20 protein-coding genes and 1 riboswitch are annotated in these 19,398 nt (G+C 58.4%); of the genes, 9 read left to right on the forward strand and 11 right to left on the reverse strand.

Annotated elements, in window-relative coordinates:
- Positions 1-85 precede the first annotated feature (85 nt).
- A complete protein-coding gene (gene yvcK, locus NWV12_RS06345) occupies positions 86-994 on the reverse strand; it encodes a uridine diphosphate-N-acetylglucosamine-binding protein YvcK (RefSeq protein ID WP_039261383.1) in 909 nt (302 codons plus the stop codon).
- A gap of 225 nt (positions 995-1,219) precedes the next feature.
- Positions 1,220-1,353, forward strand: a riboswitch (molybdenum cofactor riboswitch).
- On the opposite strand from yvcK, the gene moaA reads away from it, so the two are divergent.
- From moaA to NWV12_RS06375, 6 genes are all read left to right on the forward strand, one after another.
- Entirely contained in the window at positions 1,341-2,330 is a 990-nt protein-coding gene (gene moaA, locus NWV12_RS06350) for a GTP 3',8-cyclase MoaA (RefSeq protein WP_048979613.1), read from the forward strand. (Overlaps the previous riboswitch by 13 nt.)
- A gap of 24 nt (positions 2,331-2,354) precedes the next feature.
- Positions 2,355-2,867: a molybdenum cofactor biosynthesis protein B gene (moaB, locus tag NWV12_RS06355; protein ID WP_048979615.1), complete on the forward strand. Its 513-nt coding sequence runs from the start codon at positions 2,355-2,357 to the stop codon at positions 2,865-2,867.
- A gap of 3 nt (positions 2,868-2,870) precedes the next feature.
- Positions 2,871-3,356, forward strand: a complete 486-nt coding sequence (gene moaC / locus NWV12_RS06360) for a cyclic pyranopterin monophosphate synthase MoaC (RefSeq protein ID WP_008501142.1) — start codon at positions 2,871-2,873, stop codon at positions 3,354-3,356.
- A complete protein-coding gene (gene moaD, locus NWV12_RS06365) occupies positions 3,349-3,594 on the forward strand; it encodes a molybdopterin synthase sulfur carrier subunit (RefSeq protein ID WP_101744453.1) in 246 nt (81 codons plus the stop codon). The genes moaC and moaD overlap by 8 nt, the downstream gene beginning before the upstream one ends.
- A 1-nt stretch (position 3,595) precedes the next feature.
- Complete coding sequence (gene moaE / locus NWV12_RS06370) at positions 3,596-4,048, forward strand: molybdopterin synthase catalytic subunit MoaE (protein WP_029742165.1); 453 nt, start codon at positions 3,596-3,598, stop codon at positions 4,046-4,048.
- Between the two features lie 64 nt (positions 4,049-4,112).
- Entirely contained in the window at positions 4,113-4,820 is a 708-nt protein-coding gene (locus tag NWV12_RS06375; protein ID WP_033144982.1) for a Bax inhibitor-1/YccA family protein, read from the forward strand.
- A 125-nt stretch (positions 4,821-4,945) separates the two neighbouring features.
- On the opposite strand, the gene NWV12_RS06380 is transcribed toward NWV12_RS06375, so the two are convergent.
- Genes NWV12_RS06380 through NWV12_RS06390 form a run of 3 tightly spaced genes read right to left on the reverse strand, consistent with a single transcriptional unit; the run spans position 4,946 to position 7,904 of the window.
- A complete protein-coding gene (locus NWV12_RS06380) occupies positions 4,946-5,908 on the reverse strand; it encodes a YbhN family protein (RefSeq protein WP_033144983.1) in 963 nt (320 codons plus the stop codon).
- Positions 5,908-7,146 (reverse strand): cardiolipin synthase ClsB, encoded by a 1,239-nt coding sequence (clsB, locus tag NWV12_RS06385; protein WP_048979617.1) that lies wholly within the window; start codon positions 7,144-7,146, stop codon positions 5,908-5,910. Before clsB ends, NWV12_RS06380 begins: the two co-directional genes overlap by 1 nt.
- Positions 7,143-7,904 carry an endonuclease/exonuclease/phosphatase family protein gene (locus NWV12_RS06390; RefSeq protein ID WP_023334979.1) on the reverse strand — a complete coding sequence of 254 codons (762 nt, stop codon included), beginning with the start codon at positions 7,902-7,904 and terminating at the stop codon, positions 7,143-7,145. The genes clsB and NWV12_RS06390 overlap by 4 nt, the downstream gene beginning before the upstream one ends.
- 133 nt (positions 7,905-8,037) lie before the next feature.
- Between NWV12_RS06390 and NWV12_RS06395 the strand changes: the two genes are divergently transcribed.
- Positions 8,038-8,448 carry a YbhQ family protein gene (locus NWV12_RS06395; RefSeq protein WP_014883088.1) on the forward strand — a complete coding sequence of 137 codons (411 nt, stop codon included), beginning with the start codon at positions 8,038-8,040 and terminating at the stop codon, positions 8,446-8,448.
- Here the strand turns inward: NWV12_RS06395 and NWV12_RS06400 are convergent.
- The 5 genes from NWV12_RS06400 to cecR are packed head-to-tail and all read right to left on the reverse strand — an operon-like array spanning position 8,410 to position 14,050.
- Positions 8,410-9,516, reverse strand: a complete 1,107-nt coding sequence (locus NWV12_RS06400) for an ABC transporter permease (protein ID WP_048979619.1) — start codon at positions 9,514-9,516, stop codon at positions 8,410-8,412. The genes NWV12_RS06395 and NWV12_RS06400 overlap by 39 nt on opposite strands.
- A 9-nt stretch (positions 9,517-9,525) precedes the next feature.
- A complete protein-coding gene (locus NWV12_RS06405; RefSeq protein WP_045142921.1) occupies positions 9,526-10,659 on the reverse strand; it encodes an ABC transporter permease in 1,134 nt (377 codons plus the stop codon).
- Entirely contained in the window at positions 10,649-12,388 is a 1,740-nt protein-coding gene (locus tag NWV12_RS06410; protein WP_048979620.1) for an ATP-binding cassette domain-containing protein, read from the reverse strand. Before NWV12_RS06410 ends, NWV12_RS06405 begins: the two co-directional genes overlap by 11 nt.
- Positions 12,381-13,376 (reverse strand): secretion protein HlyD, encoded by a 996-nt coding sequence (gene hlyD, locus NWV12_RS06415; RefSeq protein ID WP_048979622.1) that lies wholly within the window; start codon positions 13,374-13,376, stop codon positions 12,381-12,383. Before hlyD ends, NWV12_RS06410 begins: the two co-directional genes overlap by 8 nt.
- Positions 13,373-14,050, reverse strand: coding sequence for a transcriptional regulator CecR (gene cecR / locus NWV12_RS06420; RefSeq protein ID WP_039261402.1), 678 nt, complete (start codon positions 14,048-14,050; stop codon positions 13,373-13,375). Before cecR ends, hlyD begins: the two co-directional genes overlap by 4 nt.
- 207 nt (positions 14,051-14,257) lie before the next feature.
- On the opposite strand from cecR, the gene rhlE reads away from it, so the two are divergent.
- Positions 14,258-15,643, forward strand: a complete 1,386-nt coding sequence (rhlE, locus tag NWV12_RS06425) for an ATP-dependent RNA helicase RhlE (protein ID WP_033144989.1) — start codon at positions 14,258-14,260, stop codon at positions 15,641-15,643.
- 97 nt (positions 15,644-15,740) lie between these two features.
- A complete protein-coding gene (gene dinG, locus NWV12_RS06430; protein WP_101744454.1) occupies positions 15,741-17,918 on the forward strand; it encodes an ATP-dependent DNA helicase DinG in 2,178 nt (725 codons plus the stop codon).
- On the opposite strand, the gene NWV12_RS06435 is transcribed toward dinG, so the two are convergent.
- Positions 17,905-18,408, reverse strand: a complete 504-nt coding sequence (locus NWV12_RS06435; protein WP_033144991.1) for a fimbrial protein — start codon at positions 18,406-18,408, stop codon at positions 17,905-17,907. The two genes, dinG and NWV12_RS06435, sit on opposite strands and share 14 nt — an antisense overlap.
- Entirely contained in the window at positions 18,405-19,397 is a 993-nt protein-coding gene (locus NWV12_RS06440) for a fimbrial protein (RefSeq protein WP_045887598.1), read from the reverse strand. Before NWV12_RS06440 ends, NWV12_RS06435 begins: the two co-directional genes overlap by 4 nt.
- Position 19,398: the final 1 nt, after the last annotated feature.

Here is a 19,398-nt window from a genome sequence, read left to right on the forward strand (position 1 = left end):
CCCTCACCCCAGCCCTCTCCCTCAAGGGAGAGGGGGTCGTCCGTGCGGGCATTATTATGAGGGCATCAGGCCGCGCAAAACGAACCTAGCCTAGCGCCTGAATCGCCTTCTCCAGCGCCTCGCGCAGCAGGTGACGGTCATGGCGATATTTAATATCACTCGCTTCCAGCGGCTCCTGCACCACCAGACGATTGCCAATCCCTGACACATCCACTTTTGGGCCCACGACTACGCCGTCAATGATTTTCTTGCCGACGTAATGCTCCATTAATTCCAGTTTGTCAGCCAGCGACAGGCTCGCCGCCGCCGGACTCAGCTCACGTCCCAGGTTACCGATGTAAACCATCGGGGCAGGGGTGCGGCGCAGCGCCTGCGCCAGCTCTTTCACCAGCAGAATGGGCATCAGGCTGGTATAAAAACTGCCCGGACCGATCAGGATAAGATCCGCTTCTCCGATGGCCTCCACCGCTTCTCGCGTGGCGGGTACGCTCGGATAGGTCATTAACTCCGTGGGCGGCAGGATGAGCTGGTCGATATTCACCTCGCCGTAAACTTCATGCCCTTCGGCGTCGATGGCCATCAAGTCTACCGGTTGTTCTGACATGGGGATCAGGAATGCGTCCACTTTGAGCAGATTACGGATTAAATTAATGGCTTCCAGAGGCCTTACGCTCAGGTGATCGAGCGCCTTTAACATCAAATTTCCGAGGTTATGTCCGGAAAGTTCGCCATTACCGCCAAAACGGTACTCAAACATCGCCGACGCGACGCTCGGCTCGGTAATTAACTGGTTCAGGCAGTTGCGCATATCTCCCCAGGCAATGCCGCCTTCGGCACGTCGAATGCGCCCGGTTGAGCCGCCGTTGTCGGTGGTGGTTACTATCCCTGTCAGCCTTGAGCCGAGTGACGACAAAGAGGACATAACCCGGCCTAAGCCGTGTCCTCCGCCAAGAGCGACCACTCGGTCAAGATCCGCAAAAGTGCGATTGCGCATACGTATTCCTTATCACGTTCGATCGCGTAACAGTAACCTAACTACCCCTAAAAGACGATGCCTCACCCAATGCAAAATGACGTATATCAATGTGAAAATGCGGTTTTTAGGTATTCTGTAGCGAAAATGCAGGAACGATTCGCTATATAGATAATTATATAGCGTGAAGCGATAATGGCGTCGTCAGAATTTCCGCGCTACTATCGCCCTAACCACGTTTTCAAAATTGAAAACATACACTCTAGCCCTTGTGCCTGTGTCGAAAGATATGGCGCTCTGGCCGTGGCGAATTTGCCACCAGGGTACAGAAAGAAATGACTGTGCCTCCCGAACTGGAAAGGTGTACATGGCTTCACAACTTACTGATGCTTTCGCGCGTAAGTTTTATTACTTACGTCTGTCGATTACCGATGTGTGCAATTTCCGTTGCACCTACTGCCTGCCCGATGGCTACAAACCGGGCAGCGTCACCAATAACGGCTTTCTCTCCGTGGATGAAGTGCGCCGCGTCACGCGCGCTTTCTCTGAGCTCGGCACCGAAAAAGTGCGTCTGACCGGCGGCGAACCCTCCCTACGCCGCGATTTCCCCGACATCATTGCCGCCGTGCGTGAAAACGAACGTATCCGCCAGATTGCGGTGACCACCAACGGTTACCGTATGGCGCGTGACGTGGCGAACTGGCGCGATGCGGGGCTGACGGCGATCAACGTCAGCGTCGATAGCCTGGACGCTCGTCAGTTCCATGCCATTACCGGCCAGGATAAATTCCAGCAGGTCATGCACGGCATCGACGCCGCGTTCACGGCGGGCTTCGAAAAAGTCAAAGTCAACACGGTGCTGATGCGTGATGTGAACCATCACCAGCTCGATACCTTCCTGGCGTGGATCAAATCACGCCCCATTCAGCTGCGTTTTATCGAGCTGATGGAAACCGGTGAGGGCAGCGAGCTGTTCCGTCGTCATCACATCTCCGGCATGGTGCTGCGCGACGCGCTGCTGAGACGCGGCTGGATCCACCAGATCCGCCAGCGCAGCGACGGCCCGGCGCAGGTCTTCTGCCACCCGGATTACAAAGGTGAGATTGGGCTTATCATGCCCTATGAGAAAGACTTCTGCGCCAGCTGCAACCGCCTGCGCGTCTCCTCCGTTGGCAAGCTCCATCTTTGCCTGTTCGGCGACGGCGGCGTGGACCTTCGGGATCTGCTGGAGGACGATGCGCAGCAGGCCGCGCTTGAAGCACGCATTTCTGACGCGCTGACGCATAAAAAACAGACCCACTTCCTGCATCAGGGCAATACCGGTATTACTCAGAACCTGTCCTACATCGGCGGGTAATCAGGCTTAAGAAGGAACCAGAAGATGAGTCAGGTAAGCGCAGAATTTATCCCGACACGCATTGCTATCCTTACCGTTTCCGACCGCCGTGGCGAAGAGGATGATACCTCTGGCCACTGGCTGCGCGAGGCGGCCCATGACGCGGGGCATCACATCGTCGATAAAGCGATCGTGAAGGAGAACCGCTACGCCATTCGCGCTCAGGTTTCGCAGTGGATTGCGAGTGATGAGGTGCAGGTGGTGCTAATCACCGGCGGCACCGGCTTTACCGCAGGCGATCAGGCCCCTGAAGCGCTGATCCCGCTGTTCGATCGCGAGGTAGAAGGCTTCGGCGAAGTGTTCCGCATGCTCTCCTTTGAAGAGATTGGTACCTCCACGCTCCAGTCGCGCGCCATTGCCGGGGTGGCTAACAAAACCCTGATTTTCGCTATGCCGGGCTCGACCAAAGCCTGCCGCACCGCGTGGGAAAACATCATCGCCCCGCAGCTGGACGCCCGTACCCGTCCGTGTAATTTCCATCCCCATTTAAAGAAATAAGCTATGTCACAACTGACCCATATTAACGCCGCCGGCGAAGCGCATATGGTGGACGTCTCCGCCAAAGCGGAAACGGTGCGCGAGGCGCGCGCGGAAGCGTTCGTCACCATGCTGCCGGAAACCCTGGCTATGATTATCGACGGCAGCCATCACAAGGGCGACGTCTTTGCCACCGCCCGCATCGCCGGTATTCAGGCCGCCAAACGGACCTGGGATCTCATTCCGCTGTGCCATCCGCTGATGCTGAGCAAGGTGGAAGTGAACCTGCAGGCGCAGCCGGAGCATAATCGCGTGCGCATTGAGTCACTCTGCCGCTTAACCGGCAAAACCGGCGTGGAGATGGAGGCGCTGACGGCGGCCTCAGTCGCCGCGCTGACCATCTACGACATGTGCAAAGCGGTGCAGAAAGATATGGTGATTGGCCCGGTTCGCCTGCTGGCAAAAAGCGGCGGCAAATCCGGTGATTTTAAGGTGGACAGCCATGATTAAGGTGCTCTTTTTTGCGCAGGTGCGCGAGCTGGTGAATACCGACAACCTGACGCTGGATGCGTCCTTCGAAAACGTCGCCGCCCTGCGCGCGCATCTGGCGGCACAAAGCGACCGCTGGGCGCTGGCGCTGGACGAAGGCAAGCTGCTGGCCGCCGTTAACCAAACGCTGGTGGAGTTCACCCATCCGCTGAAGGAGGGCGATGAAGTGGCCTTCTTCCCTCCGGTTACGGGGGGCTAAGATGGCTGAAACCCGAATTCTGGTGAGTCCCGAGCGTTTTAACGTGGGGACCGAATACAGCTGGCTGGCGGAACGTGATGAAGACGGCGCGGTCGTCACTTTCACCGGCAAGGTGCGCAACCACAACCTCGGTGACAGCGTGAAGGCGCTGACGCTGGAGCACTATCCGGGGATGACCGAGAAATCGCTGGCGGAGATTGTCGACGAGGCGCGAGGCCGCTGGCCGCTTGGCCGCGTCACGGTTATTCACCGCATCGGCGAGATGTGGCCTGGCGAGGAGATTGTCTTCGTCGGGGTGACCAGCGCGCACCGCAGCAGCGCGTTTGCGGCAGGGGAGTTCATTATGGATTACCTCAAAACCAAAGCGCCGTTCTGGAAGCGCGAAGCCACGCCGGAAGGTGACCGCTGGGTAGAATCTCGCGACAGCGATAAACAAGCTGCCAGCCGTTGGTAGTCGGTTTACGTGGATGTGTTAACCTTAACGTGTGTGTCTACTTAATCTTAATCAGGAGTGAATCATGGACCGATTTCCGCGTTCCGATTCAATAGTACAGCAGACCCGTAGCGGCCTGCAGACGTATATGGCTCAGGTGTACGGCTGGATGACGGTTGGCCTGCTGCTTACCGCGTTTATCGCGTGGTATGCGGCGAACACGCCTGAACTGATGATGTTTATCTTCTCCAGCAAAATTACCTTCTTTGGGCTGATTATCGCGCAGCTGGCGCTGGTGTTTGTGCTTTCGGGTCTGGTGCAAAAGCTGAGTGCCGGAATGGCGACCACGCTGTTTATGCTCTATTCGGCGCTAACGGGGCTGACGCTTTCCAGTATTTTCATCGTCTACACCTACTCCTCCATCGCCAGCACCTTTGTGGTCACCGGCGGGATGTTCGGTGCGATGAGCCTGTACGGATACACCACGAAGCGCGATCTGAGCGGTTTTGGCAGCATGCTGTTTATGGGGCTGATTGGGATTGTGCTGGCGTCGCTGGTAAACCTGTGGCTGAAGAGCGACGCGCTGATGTGGGCCGTGACCTACATCGGGGTGGTGATCTTCGTTGGGTTGACGGCGTATGACACCCAGAAGCTGAAAAACATCGGCGAGCAGATCGACGTACGCGACAGTTCGAACCTGCGCAAATACGCGATTCTGGGCGCGCTGACGCTGTATCTGGACTTCATCAACCTGTTCCTGATGCTGCTGCGTATTTTCGGCAACCGTCGCTAGTTATTTTCCCTCACCCTAACCCTCTCCCTATGGGAGAGGGGATTGTACGGTGCGGGTATTTCTCCCTCTCCCTGTGGGAGAGGGCCGGGGTGAGGGCATCAGACCGCAGCCTCAAACGACACTATTCATTTCGCTAACGCCTTCTCGTTCTTCGCTCTCAGCTTTTTCGCCCGACTCTCCAGCACCAGATAACAGACCGTTGCCAGCGCCAGCGGCAGGAAGTAATACAGCATCCGGTACGCCAGCAGTGCGGCGATAATCGTTCCCTGAGAGACATGCTCCCCGGCCAGCAACGCGATAAACACCGCCTCCAGCACGCCGATCCCCGCCGGAATATGTACAATCACGCCCGCAATACTGCTCACCAGCAGCACGCCCAGCACGAAGAAGTAATTGACGTCCTCGCCAATCAGCAGCCAGATAATCGCCCCCATCGCCATCCAGTTGGCGCTGGAGACGGCCATTTGCAGCACCGCAAACTTCCACGAGGGCAGCACCAGCTTTTGCCCTTTAATGGTCATATGGCGGCGTCGGGCAAAGGCGCAGGCCCACAGATAAACGGCGATAATCAGCAGCAGTACGATGCCCAGAATGCGCAGCGTGGCCTCATCGATATACCAGTGCGCGGGCAGCTGTACCACGCCGATAGTAAATATCACCCCGCCGAGCAGAATATAGCCCAGCCAGTTGGTGGTGATGCTTAACGAGAAAATGCGCGTGATGGTCCCGCCCGGCAGGCCGAGCCGCGAGTAGAGGCGATAGCGCATGCCAATGCCGCCGACCCAGGTGCTCAGCGTCAGGTTGAAGGCGTAGCAGATAAACGACACCAGCATAACCTGACGTTTGGCCAGCTTGTGGCCGCAGTAAGCGCGGCCCAGCAGGTCATAACAGCCGTACATCAGGTAGCTGACGATAACCAGCCCCACAGCGCCCAGCAGCACCATCCGGTTATAGTTGCGGATGACTTTCCACACCTCTTCCCAGTCAACTTTCTGCGCGTAGACCACCAGCAGAACCGCGACCGCAATAAAAAACAGCCAGGTCAGGATCTTTTTTGCCAGCCGCCAGCGTGGATGCGATTTCGACATCAGGGTTTGCCTCCGTCTTCCGCTTCAATACGGTCCTGGGTTTCCATTTCCGGTTGTACCGGCGGGTCCACCTGCGCAAGCTTAGGCGTATGCGCCGGCAGCCAGCCGACCATGGCCGGGAAATGACGCAGAAAGTGGAACACCACCACGCTGATGCCCAGATTCCACCAGGTGCGTTTGGGGACCATGGATTCGTCCACGCGCACGCAGTCGTTAACGATTAGCGCCTGCAGGTTATCCCGCAGGGTCTGGTTAAACTGGCGATCGTGAATGATCAGGTTAGCCTCGAGATTGAGCGATAAGCTCAGCGGATCGAGATTACTCGAACCCACGGTTGCCCAGTGATCGTCCATCAGCGCCACTTTGCCGTGCAGCGGTCGGCGGCGATATTCGTAGATCTGCACGCCGCCCTTCACCAGGTAGTTATACAGCAGGCGTGCGCCGACTTTGACGATGGGCATATCCGGCTCGCCCTGCACAATCAGCTTCACGCGTACCCCGCGTCGGGCCGCATTGCGCATGGCGTGCAGCAGACGATAGCCGGGGAAAAAGTAGGCGTTAGCAATAATCACTTCGCGCTTCGCGTTGGCGAGCATCTTGAGATAATGACGTTCAATGTCGTCCCGGTGTTCGCCGTTATCCCGCCAGACGAAAAGGGCCTGTGCTTCGCCGGGCTTCCGGTTCTCTTCCGGGCGATGGCGACGTCTCCACCAGCGGCGAACGGCCTCTTTACCCGGCAGGTTCTCCAGCTCAAACAGTAAGATGTCCTGAACCACGGGGCCTTCAATGCGAATAGCGTAGTCCTGCTTCGCCTCCGGGCCGTAGTCGGACATATGCTCAGCGGAGTAGTTAATGCCGCCGACAAACGCCACCGTCTCGTCCACCACCACTATTTTGCGATGCATCCGGCGGAAAAGATTGGTCCGCATGCCGAACAGGCGAGGGCCGGGATCGTAGTAGCGGAACACTACGCCCGCAGCGGTCAACTCATTCACAAACGTATCGCTGAGATCCGGCGAGCCATAGCCATCAAGCAATACTTCAATTTTGACGCCGCGCCGGGCGGCGCGCAGCAGCACGCCGTGCAGCTGTTTGCCGACGTCGTCTTCGAACCAGATAAAGGTTTCGAGGATCACCTTCTGCTGTGCATGGTCAATCGCTTTAAACACGGCCGGATAATACTCGTCCCCGTTGACCAGCAGCGTGATTCGGTTGCCTTCCTGCCAGGAACATTTCATAGGTGGATCTCCGCGCTGAGCGGGGCATGGTCGGAAAGATGTCGCCAGTTAAGGAGCGCCAGGGCGGTCGGGCTGCTGGCGTGGGCATTTTTCACGTAGATGCGGTCAAGCCGAAGCAGCGGGAAACGGACCGGGAAAGTGCGCGCAGGCCTGCCGTTGGCGCGAGTAAAAATCTCCTCCAGCCCGGCATCCACTTTCAACGGATGGTTTGCCCTCTGTCGCCAGTCGTTGAAATCGCCCGCTACCACCACAGGTTCGCCTTCGGGAAGGGCGTTGGCCCATTCGGCCAGCATTTTCAGCTGCGCCTGACGATGGGCTTCGCGAAGGCCCAGGTGAACACAGCCGACATGGACAGGTCGCTCGAGGTCTGGCGGCGTAATGCGGCAGTAAAGCAGGCCGCGTTTTTCGCTTTCCCCGACGGAGACGTCGCGGTTTTCGTAATGTTCAATGGGGTAGCGGGACAGCACCGCGTTTCCGTGATGCCCTTCCGGATAGACCGCGTTGCGGCCGTAGGCGTAGTCACTCCACATGGTGTCGGCCAGAAATTCATAGTGCGGCGTATCTGGCCAGTTCTCAAAGTGGAGCGGGTGCACTTCGTGTGCGCCCATCACCTCCTGCAGGCAGACAATATCCGCGCTGACGGTGCGTACCGCGTCGCGCAGCTCCGGTAAAATGAAGCGGCGGTTAAATGCTGTGAAGCCCTTATGAATGTTTATCGTCAGCACCTTAAGCGAGAAATGCTGCATTTTTTGAGTCATAAGCTCCTTCCTGAGTGACTATCCCAATGAAAATAAAGTGTAGTCGTCGTCACAAAAAGATGCGGCGTTACGGAATTTTCCGTAAAGTGCGGTAGTCTGATTAAGCAGAGAAAAATCCTTCAGGAGAGAAGCCATGAAGTGGCAACAACGTGTTCGTGTCGCAACTGGCCTGAGTTGCTGGCAGATAATGTTGCATTTACTGGTCGTGGCCGTACTGGTGATGGGCTGGATGAGCGGCACGCTGGTGCGTGTTGGCCTGGGGCTATGCGTCCTTTATGGCGTCACCGTGCTGTCGATGCTGTTCTTACAGCGCCACCATGAAGCGCGCTGGCGCGAGGTGGGTGATGTGCTCGAAGAGCTCACCACCACCTGGTATTTTGGTGCGGCGATGATCGTGCTTTGGCTGCTGTCGCGCGTGCTGCAAAACAACCTGCTGCTGGCCCTGGCGGGTCTGGCTATCCTCGCAGGGCCTGCGGTCGTCTCGCTGCTGACCAAAGAGAAAAAGCTACGCAATGTTGCGTCTAAACATCGCGTACGCCACTGAGCCCGTCGTGGCCGCTATGACCAGTAGCGGCCACAAACTTCCCCAGACAATATCCAGACTCGCATCCTTCAGATAGATTTGCTTGGTGATGTCCGTAAAGTGCCGAATCGGGTTTACCCACGTCAGGTCCTGTAGCCACACCGGCATGTTCTCGACGGGTGAAACATAACCCGAGAGCAAAATCGCGGGCATCATAAAGACGAAGACCCCGATAAACGCCTGCTGCTGCGTCGAGCAGAGCGCCGAGATCAGCAGTCCAAATCCCACCAGCGACAGCCCGTAAATGACCATCGTGAAGTAAAACAGCGCCAGCGAACCGGCGAACGGGATCTGATAGGCCCAAATTCCCACCCCCAGCACGATGGTGGCCTGAAACGTCGCGACGATCAGCGCCGGGACCGCTTTGCCGACGAAAATTTGCCAGGTGGCGAGCGGGGAGACCAGCAGCTGGTCCAGCGTGCCCTGTTCGCGCTCGCGGGCGACGGAAAGGGAAGTCACGATCATCACCCCGATAGTGGTGATCATGGCGATCAGCGACGGCACCACGAACCACTTGTAGTCCAGGTTCGGGTTGTACCAGTTACGCACCACCAGCTCGCTGTTGTTGGGCTTCGGTTTGCCCTCCATCAGCTCCTGCTGGTAATCCTTCACCACCTGCTGCAGGTAGTTGGCCGCTATCTGGGCGCTGTTGGAGTTACGCCCGTCGAGGATCAGCTGCATCGGCGCGGTCTGGAAGGTATCGATATTGCGGGAAAAATCCGCCGGGAACCGCACCAGCAGCAGCGCTTTTTGCGTGTCGATAGTGGGCTGGATCTCCTGCGGGCTTTTCAGCAGCAGGATGTGGGTAAAGGCCTTCGCGCGGGCAAAACGCTGCGTTAGCTCGACGGAATGCTTGCCGTTGTCTTCGTTGTAAATGGCAATGGTGGCGTTGGTCACCTCAAGGGTGGCGGCAAACGGGAACAGTAAAACCTGGATCAGCACCGGCAAGACCAGAATGGCGCGGGTTTGCGGCTCGCGCAGCAGGGATTGCAGCTCTTTGCGTATCAACGTCCATAATCGGTGAAACATGTTCGCTCCTTAATCTAACCGCCGTTTGGTTTTCATCCACGTCAATCCGATAAACATCGCCGCTGACGCCATTAAAAACAGCGTGTTGACGATCAGCACCACCGGAATATTCCCCGCCAGGAACAGGCTTTGCAACGTGCTCACAAAGTAGCGCGCCGGAATAACATAGGTCACGGCGCGGATCACCGCAGGCATACTGTCTATCTGGAAGATAAACCCGGACAGCATAATCGACGGTAAAAAGGCGGCGTTGAGGGCCACCTGCGCGGCGTTGAACTGGTTGCGGGTGATGGTGGAGATGAGCAGCCCCATGCCCAGCGTGCTGAGTAAAAACAGGCTGGTGATAAAAAACAGCACCACCAGCGAGCCGCGATACGGCACGCCGAGGATAAAGACCGAGACAAGCATACAGAGCAGCATCGCCAGCATGCCGAGGAAATAGTAGGGGATGAGCTTGCACAGCAGCAGCTCGACGCGCGTCACTTCGGTAGAGAGCAGCGCCTCCATGGTCCCGCGCTCCCACTCGCGGGCGATCACCAGCGAGGTCAGGATCGCGCCAATCACCGTCATGATAATCGTCACCGCGCCCGGAATAATAAAGTGCTGGCTGATGGCGGCGGGGTTAAACCAGTAGCGCGTCTGCACGTCGATCAGCGGTTTAAATTCCTCACCCCGGTCCTCCGCGCGCTGCATCTGCCACAGCTGCCAGATCCCCTCCGCGTAGCCCTGTACAAAGTTTGCGGTGTTTGGCTCGCTGCCGTCGGTAATCACCTGGATCGGCGCATCGGTATTCGCCCGCGCCATGTTGGCGGCGAAATCCACCGGAATGACGATCAGGCCGCGAATTTTCCCGGCCTGCATTTTCTGGATCAACTCCTGCCTGTTATCGCTGATGGTGGCGTCAATGTAGGGCGATCCGGTCATGGCGTGAGTAAAGTCCAGCGCATCCTCACTCTGCTGCTCCAGCAAAATCCCGACCCGCAGCTTGCTGGAGTCCAGGTTAATGCCGTAGCCAAAAATAAACAGCAGCAGCAGGGGGATGACTACCGCAATCAGCCAGCTGCTGGGGTCACGCACGATCTGCCGCGTCTCTTTAATGCATAACGCGCGCACCCTGCGCCAGGAAATGGCATTACTGCGCATGGGCATTCTCCTTATCCCAGTCATGGATGAGGGTGATAAACGCCTGCTCCATGGTCGGATCCGGAACCTCATCGTCGGCGGCCTGGTTTTTCAGGTCGTCCGGGGTACCGTGGGCAATCAGCTTGCCGCGATACACCAGCCCGATGCGGTCGCAGTACTCCGCCTCGTCCATGAAGTGGGTGGTCACCATCACGGTCACGCCTTTTTCCACCATGCTGTTGATGTGCAGCCAGAACTCGCGGCGGGTAATGGGATCAACGCCAGAAGTGGGTTCATCAAGAAACAGAATATCCGGCTCGTGCATCAGCGAGCAGGCCAGCGCCAGCCGCTGCTTAAAGCCGAGCGGCAGCTCGTCGGTGGCGTGGGAGGCGATGTTGGTTAAGGCGAAGGCGTCGCTCATGCGCCGGATTTTCTCGTTCTGCGCACGCCCGCGAAGGCCGTACACGCCGGAGAAAAAGCGCAGATTCTGCTCGACCGTCAGGTTGCCGTACAGGGAAAACTTCTGCGCCATATACCCCAGATGCTGGCGCGCCTTGCCGGAGCTGACCTTCAGATCCATATCCAGCACCAGCGCCTTGCCGGACGTCGGCACCAGCAGGCCGCACATCATCTTAAAGGTGGTCGATTTTCCCGCGCCGTTCGGCCCGAGCAGGCCAAAAATCTCCCCGCGTTTAACCGCAAAGTTGACGTTGTCGGTGGCGGCGAAATCCCCGAACTTTTTGGTGAGGGATTTCGCTTCAATCACCGTTTCGCCCGGCGTGCCTTCCACCGTATGCAGAATGGCGGCAAGCGGCGACTCTGACGTACCCGCGCCGCCCAGCAGGTCGATAAACGCGTCCTCAAAGCGCGGCGCGGTCTCTTCCATCTCGATCTCAGGCATGCCGGACGCCTGGCGAACGTCGTCGGCGGTGGCCTCTTTTTTGAGAATAATGCGCACCGAGCGGCCCTGGATCATCCCGTCGCTGACCTGCGGCAGCCTGAGCACCCGCTGCAGCAGCCTGCGGTTGGACTCCTGCGGGCTGTGCAGCAGGAAGCTGCGCCCGGCCATGCTCTGCGTCAGCGTCGTCGGCTCGCCCTGATAAAGCAGTTCGCCTTCGTTCATCAGCAGCACGTCCCGGCACTGTTCAGCTTCGTCGAGGTAGGAGGTGCTCCAGAGGATCAGCATCCCGTCGCCCGCCAGCTCGTGCACCATCTGCCACAGTTCACGGCGCGAAATCGGGTCTACGCCGACGCCGGGCTCGTCCAGCAGCAGCACTTTCGGCTCGCCAACCAGCGTGCAGGCCAGCCCCAGCTTCTGCTTCATCCCGCCGGAGAGCTTGCCCGCCAGCCGGTCGGTGAACGGGCCGAGGGAGGTAAACTCCAGCAGGCGCGCGAAGGTTTTTTGCCGCGTTTCGCCGGTGACGCTGCGCAGGTCGGCGTACAGGTTCAGGTTTTCCATCACCGTCAGGTCTTCATACAGGCCAAACTTCTGCGGCATATAGCCGAGCATGGCGTGAAGGGCTCCGTCATCCTCGATCGGGTCAAGGCCGAGCACGCTGGCGCTTCCTTCATCCGGCTTGAGCAACCCCGCCAGCATCCGCATCAGCGTGGTTTTCCCCGCGCCGTCCGGACCGACCAGCCCGGTCACATAGCCTTTCCGGATGGTGCAGTTCAGCGGCGCGACGGCCGGTTTGTCCATTCCCGCGAAGCGTTTAACCAGATTGTTGAGCTGAATAACCGCGTCATTCATGTCGTTCCCCGTTGTTCACTTTTACGGTGACGGGCATGCCCTGACGCAGCGCGTCGTCAGCATCGGTCACGATGATGCGCAGGCGATACACCAGGTCGGTACGCAGGTCCGGTGTTTCAACGGTTTTCGGCGTGAATTCGGCGGTAGGGGAGACAAAGCCCACTTTGCCGTGATACGGCTTGTCCGGGCGACCGTCGGTATAGAGCAGCAGCTCGCGGCCCGGCTGCATCTGGCCGAGGTTCGGCTCATCAACGTAGGCGCGTACCCAGACAGGGCGGGTCAGGGAGAGCGTTAAGACGGTGCTGCCCGCGCTGAGCATGCTGCCCGGCTCCACGGCGCGGGTCATCAGCATGCCGTCAGACGGCGCGATTAAGGTGGTGTCGTGCAGATCCAGCTCTGCCTGAGCCAGCTGCGCCTGCGCCTGTTCAAGGCTGGCTTTCGCCTGGGCGATATCCTGCGGGCGGTTACCGGTGTGGTACTGGCTTAATTTATCCTGCGCGGACTTCAGCGTTGCCTGCGCCTGGTCGCGGGACGAGCGCGCATTTTCCAGATCGTTGGCAGAAATAGTGCGGCTTTTCCACAATCCCTGCTGGCGCGCGTAGAAGTTCTGCGCGTAGTCATAGGCGGCTTGCGCCTGCTTAACTGCGGCGGCGGCCTGAGCGATCTCTTCGTCGCGATAGCCTGCCAGCATCAGATCATACTGCGCCTGGGCGACGGACACCCCCGCTTTGGCCTGCAGCAACGCATTCTCATAGGGCGCTTTATCCAGCATCCCCAGCGTCTGCCCGCTTTTAATGGCATCGCCTTCGTCAACGCTCAGCGAGGCGAGACGACCGCCCACGCGGAAGCTCATGTTCACCGTGCGAATATCCACGTTACCGTACAGCGTCAGGCCTTTATCCTGATGGCTCTGATACCACAGCCATCCACCGACTCCGGCGGCAAGCAAAAAAACAACCACCAGAATGATGGCGACAGGTTTTTTCATGACTTCAGGCTCCTTTGCGTTAAGCCTTGCAGGATCAGATCGACGTGACAGGCGATCACCTTGCTAATCTGCGCGGCTTTATCCTCATCAAATTGTGTCCAGCCGGTGCGTAACAGGATGGTTTCCCTGCCCAGACGGAAGGCAAGGATTTCACCCAGCAGGGCGTGGGTATGCAAAACTGTCTCGGTATCACTGGCGTCCCGACCGGTATAGGCGGCGATCAGCCGGGTCAGGTGCGAGTGCATTGGCTCAATCACCCGATCGTGTACCCGCTGGTAGGCGACGGTCGGTGAGAGCTGCTCCCGGGAGATAAACTTGCTCAGGTTGAGCGTATCGTCGTGCGTCAGCAGGCGGATCATATCGTGGCAGGCATTGAGAATAAGCTGGCGAACGGCGGCGCGATCGGGCGACGGCTGGCCGAGCAGCGCGGTGGCTTCCTCAACGTGCGGGTGAAACTGCGTGCCGATAAAATCGGCGATCCACTCGGCGCAGGCGAGGTATAAATCCTCTTTTGAGCCAAAATAGTAGGTAATCGCCGCAATGTTCTGCCCGGCCAGCGCGGCAATATCGCGCGTGGTGGCATGCAGCCCGTACTCACCAAACTGCGCCAGCGCGGCGGCGATAAGCTGATTTTTGGCCTGTTCACCTTTGGTTGTTGTGGGTGTCGTATTCATGGCGGCATTAAGAATTAATCAATCGATTGATTAAGATTATGCCTGATTCACGCTAACGTCGAGGGAACGCTGAGGGATATTTTATGCGCCACGTCACAAAAGCTGCTACACTCCGCTCCTTCGCGACATTGTGGTTTTTGTCCTCCCCTATTCGTTATATCTCCCTGAAAACTACACCTGTGATGGTCGGGGCGGTTCGGAGTTTTTATGTCTTTTGATTCCCTTGGCCTGAACCCGGAAATTCTGCGCGCGATCGCAGAGCAGGGCTACGTTGAGCCAACCCCAATCCAGCAGCAGGCGATCCCCGCCGTTCTTCAGGGCCGTGACCTGATGGCGAGCGCCCAGACCGGTACCGGCAAAACCGCCGGTTTTACCCTGCCGCTGCTGGAACTGCTGGTAAAAAACCAGCCGCACGCCAAAGGCCGTCGTCCGGTTCGTGCCCTGATCCTGACCCCAACCCGCGAGCTGGCGGCGCAAATTGGTGAGAACGTGCGTGACTATAGCCGCTATCTCAACATTCGTTCGCTGGTGGTTTTCGGCGGGGTAAGCATCAACCCGCAGATGATGAAGCTGCGCAGCGGCGTCGACGTTCTGGTTGCGACTCCAGGTCGCCTGCTGGATCTGGAGCACCAGAATGCGGTGAAGCTGGACCAGGTTGAAATTCTGGTGCTGGACGAAGCCGACCGCATGCTCGACATGGGCTTTATCCACGATATTCGTCGCGTGCTGGCCAAGCTGCCTGCGCGTCGTCAGAACCTGCTCTTCTCCGCGACCTTCTCCGACGAGATCAAGGCGCTGGCGGAAAAGCTGCTGCATAACCCGCTGGAAGTGGAAGTGGCGCGCCGCAACACCGCCTCCGAACAGGTGACGCAGCACGTTCACTTTGTGGATAAAAAGCGCAAGCGGGAACTGCTCTCCCAGATGATCGGCCAGGGCAACTGGCAGCAGGTGCTGGTCTTTACCCGCACCAAGCACGGCGCCAACCACCTGGCGGAACAGCTGAACAAAGACGGCATTCGCAGTGCGGCGATCCACGGCAACAAGAGCCAGGGCGCGCGTACCCGTGCGCTGGCTGAGTTCAAATCCGGCGACATCCGCGTGCTGGTGGCGACCGACATCGCCGCCCGTGGCCTCGACATTGAAGAGCTGCCGCACGTGGTGAACTACGAGCTGCCAAACGTGCCGGAAGATTACGTTCACCGTATCGGCCGTACCGGCCGCGCGGCGGCAACCGGTGAAGCGCTCTCTCTGGTCTGCGTGGACGAGCACAAGCTGCTGCGCGACATCGAGCGCCTGCTGAAGAAAGAGATCCCGCGCATCGAAACCCCGGGTTACGAAGTGGATCCGTCGATCAAAGCCGAGCCGATTCAGAACGGTCGTCAGGGCGGCGGTGGACGTGGTCAGGGCGGCGGCGGTCGCGGTCAGCAGCCGCGTCGTGCCGAAGGCGGTGCGCCGAAATCATCCGGCAAACCGCCGCGTCGTAACAACGACAGCAAACCGGCGGGTGAAAACCCGTGGCGCAGCGGCGAGGGGAAACCGGCAGGAGAAGGGCAGCGTCGACGCCGCCCGCGCAAGCCTGCTAACCCGCAGTAATCTGGAAGCCCGGTCGTAAAGCCGGGCTTTTCTTTTTGCGGCAGCGAAGAGAAAGTGCCACAATAGTGGCTGTTTATACAGTATTTCAGGTTTTCCAATGGCTTTAACCGCTGCGCTCAAGGCGCAAATTGGCGCATGGTATAAGGCGCTACAGCAGCAGATCCCCGACTTTATCCCCCGAGCGCCGCAGCGGCAGATGATTGCTGACGTGGCAAAAACGCTCGCCGGGGACGACGGGCGACATCTGGCGATTGAAGCCCCGACCGGCGTCGGGAAAACCTTGTCGTATCTCATTCCCGGCATCGCGATTGCGCGGGAAGAGGACAAAACGCTGGTGGTCAGCACCGCCAACGTGGCGCTGCAGGACCAGATCTTCAGCAAAGATTTGCCCCTGCTGCGCAAAATCATCCCCGACCTGCGGTTTACGGCAGCCTTTGGGCGCGGGCGTTACGTGTGCCCGCGTAACCTGGCGGCGCTGGCCAGCAGCGAGCCGAATCAGCAGGATCTGCTCGCGTTTCTGGATGACGAGCTAACGCCAAACAATAAGGCCGAGCAGGAGCAATGTGCAAAACTCAAAGTCGAGCTCGACGGCTATAAGTGGGACGGCCTGCGGGATCACACCAGCCAGGCCATCAGCGACGACCTGTGGCGCAGGCTCAGCACCGACAAAGCCAGCTGCCTGAACCGCAACTGTCACTACTACCGCGAGTGCCCGTTCTTTGTCGCCCGGCGCGAGATTCAGGAGGCGGAGGTTGTGGTCGCAAACCACGCGCTGGTGATGGCGGCGCTGGAGAGCGAAGCGGTGCTGCCGGAGCCCAAAAACCTGCTGCTGGTGCTCGATGAAGGCCACCATCTGCCGGACGTGGCGCGGGATGCGCTGGAGATGAGCGCCGAAATCACCGCTCCGTGGTTCCGCCTGCAGCTGGATCTCTTCTGTAAGCTGGTGGCGACCTGCATGGAGCAGTTCCGCCCGAAAACCACGCCGCCGCTGGCGGTGCCGGAGCGGCTGAGCGACCACTGTGAAGAGGTCTATAGCCTCATTTCATCCCTGAACAACATCCTGAATCTTTATCTTCCGGCAACCCAGGAAGCCGAACACCGCTTTGCGATGGGTGAGCTACCGGAAGAGGTGATGGAGATCTGCCAGCAGCTGGCGAAACATCTGGAAAAGCTGCGCGGGCTGGCGGAGATGTTCTTAAACGATCTCAGCGAGAAAACCGGCTCGCATGACGCGGTGCGTCTGCACCGCGTTCTGCTGCAGATGAACCGCGCGCTGGGGATGTTCGAAGCGCAGAGCAAGCTCTGGCGGCTGGCCTCGATGGCGCAGGCGTCCGGCGCGCCGGTCACCAAATGGGCCACCCGCGACGTGCGGGACGGGCAGGTGCACCTCTTTTTCCACTGTGTGGGCATCCGCGTGGCAGATCAGCTGGAAAAGCTGATCTGGCGCAGCGTGCCGCACGTGGTTGTCACCTCTGCCACGCTGCGTTCCCTGAACAGCTTCTCAAGGCTGCAGGAGATGAGCGGGCTAAAAGAGAAAGCGGGCGACCGTTTCGTGGCGCTGGACTCGCCGTTTAACCACTGCGAGCAGGGCAAGCTGGTCATTCCGCGCATGAAATTCGAGCCGCTCATCGACAACGAAGAGCAGCACATCGCGGAAATGGCGGCCTACTTCCGCGAGCAGGTCGAGAGTAAAAAGTACCCCGGTATGCTGGTGCTGTTTGCCAGCGGGCGGGCGATGCAGCGTTTCCTCGAACACGTCACCGATCTGCGTTTACTCCTGCTGGTGCAGGGGGATCAGCCGCGCTACCGGCTGGTGGAAACCCACCGTAAGCGCATTGATAACGGCGAGCGCAGCGTGCTGGTGGGGTTGCAGTCGTTTGCTGAAGGCCTGGATTTGAAAGGCGACTACCTGACGCAGGTGCATATCCATAAAATCGCCTTCCCGCCTATCGATAGCCCGGTGGTGATCACCGAGGGGGAGTGGCTGAAAAGCCTCAACCGCTATCCGTTTGAGGTACAGAGTTTGCCTGCGGCGTCGTTTAACCTGATTCAGCAGGTCGGGCGCTTGATTCGTAGCCACGGCTGCTGGGGCGAGGTGGTGATTTATGACAAACGTCTGCTCACCAAAAATTACGGCCAACGGCTCCTGAACGCGCTGCCGATCTTCCCGATTGAACGGCCAGAGGTGCCTGAGGTAAAAAAACGCCCGGCAACACTGACTTCCGGGCGTAAGAAAAGCCTCCGTGCTAAGGGGCGCGGTCCTACTGGTAAATGAAGGTCACCTGCACCACGCTGCTGAACGTTCCTGCCGTGACCGGCAATGAGGTGGCGTAATAGCGGGCGGCCAGCGGGAAATCCGCCGTGTGATTGTCCTGGTTGATCAACACGCTGAAGCTGGCGTCCGGGGCAAGCGAGATCTGATCCTGCGGGTCGGCAAGCTCCAGCGCCAGTCCTTTCGCGGTTCCGGTGCTGGCGAATTTAGTCGGATGAATGCTGTCTGGCTGACCGTGAAAGGTGGCCGTGGCCAGCACGGAAGTGGTTGGGCATTTCGACAGGGTTAAGTCGAATGAATGCCATTGTCCGGTATCGCCCACATCCTTAAAATCGCCGGTATTCGCTTTGCCCAGATTGACCGTCAGGTTCTGGCTGGCGCTGTCTACCTGGCAGGCGTTGGCGTAAATGTTTCCGCGAATATCGAGCTGAATCTCTTCCGCCAGGCTCTGGCTGGCGACTCCAAGGAGTAAAAGGGCTAATAAGGTTTTCATTTGTAGGCCACCGTAATGGTTGCGACGGCATTCGCCGTTCCGGGCGTCACCTCCGAACTGGTTTGTTCGTAAGAGACGCTGAAGGGATATTGCGAGCGGATATTGGCATAGGCGGTAAAGGTATCCATATATTGCCCGAAAACAGGTATCTGACCGTTAAAGAGCATTCTCACCCCCACGCCGGTCGCCACGCCGTTTTCCGGCGTTAATTTGATCACGCCAGGAAAATTCGTTTCATAGCCATTGGCGCTGGTGATCATCATTTCCGGCTGTACATCCTGATCGCAGAGCATGTCGATATTGAATACCGACTGGGAGACCAGGGTTCCCGGACCGGTAAAACGGCTCACCGGAAAATCCCCCAGCGTGACGGTCAGAGATTTGGGTGATACGGTGCAGGTGACTGCTTTAACCACCACGTTACCTGAGTAGGAGAGGGTGTTTGGATAACTCAAGCTTTCTACTTGCTCAACACCAAAGCCAAATTGTGTATTACTGGATGTGAGTGTACCGGCGGTTACCACCTCGCTGGTTTTCACCAGTTCCAGAGAGACGTCGAAGCTAAACGCAAATGAACCATCGCTACCGCTCGAATCAGACACCTGACCCACGGAAGACTTAGTTGTGCAGATTTGGTCTGCTGCTCCCATCACACGCTCCCCTTTACTGTTTCGGAGCGACACGCCGATCCCGGCAACACCCGACTCATAAACACCAGGGATATTGGGAGTCTCTCTACCCAGGCCGTGGTAACAGGCAATGATCTGACGGCCTGCGTCTTCGGCTGTATAGCAGCCCCCCGCAATGTGAGCCGAACGTTCCGTTCCCGGGATGGTCTCTCCCACGGGAAGGCTGGTAGGTACTGAAATAGACGCTAACGACAGCAGCGCTGGTAAATTTGGTGAGACACAGTTGGCCTTTGCGTGCGGCATGAAGAGTGCTGCCGTCGCCAGAACTAAAAGTAAGAAAAACGATTTTGCTATCTGCATT

The sequence above is a fragment of the Enterobacter sp. Crenshaw genome (genome assembly GCF_024734705.1).
GTDB lineage: Bacteria > Pseudomonadota > Gammaproteobacteria > Enterobacterales > Enterobacteriaceae > Enterobacter > Enterobacter asburiae_B.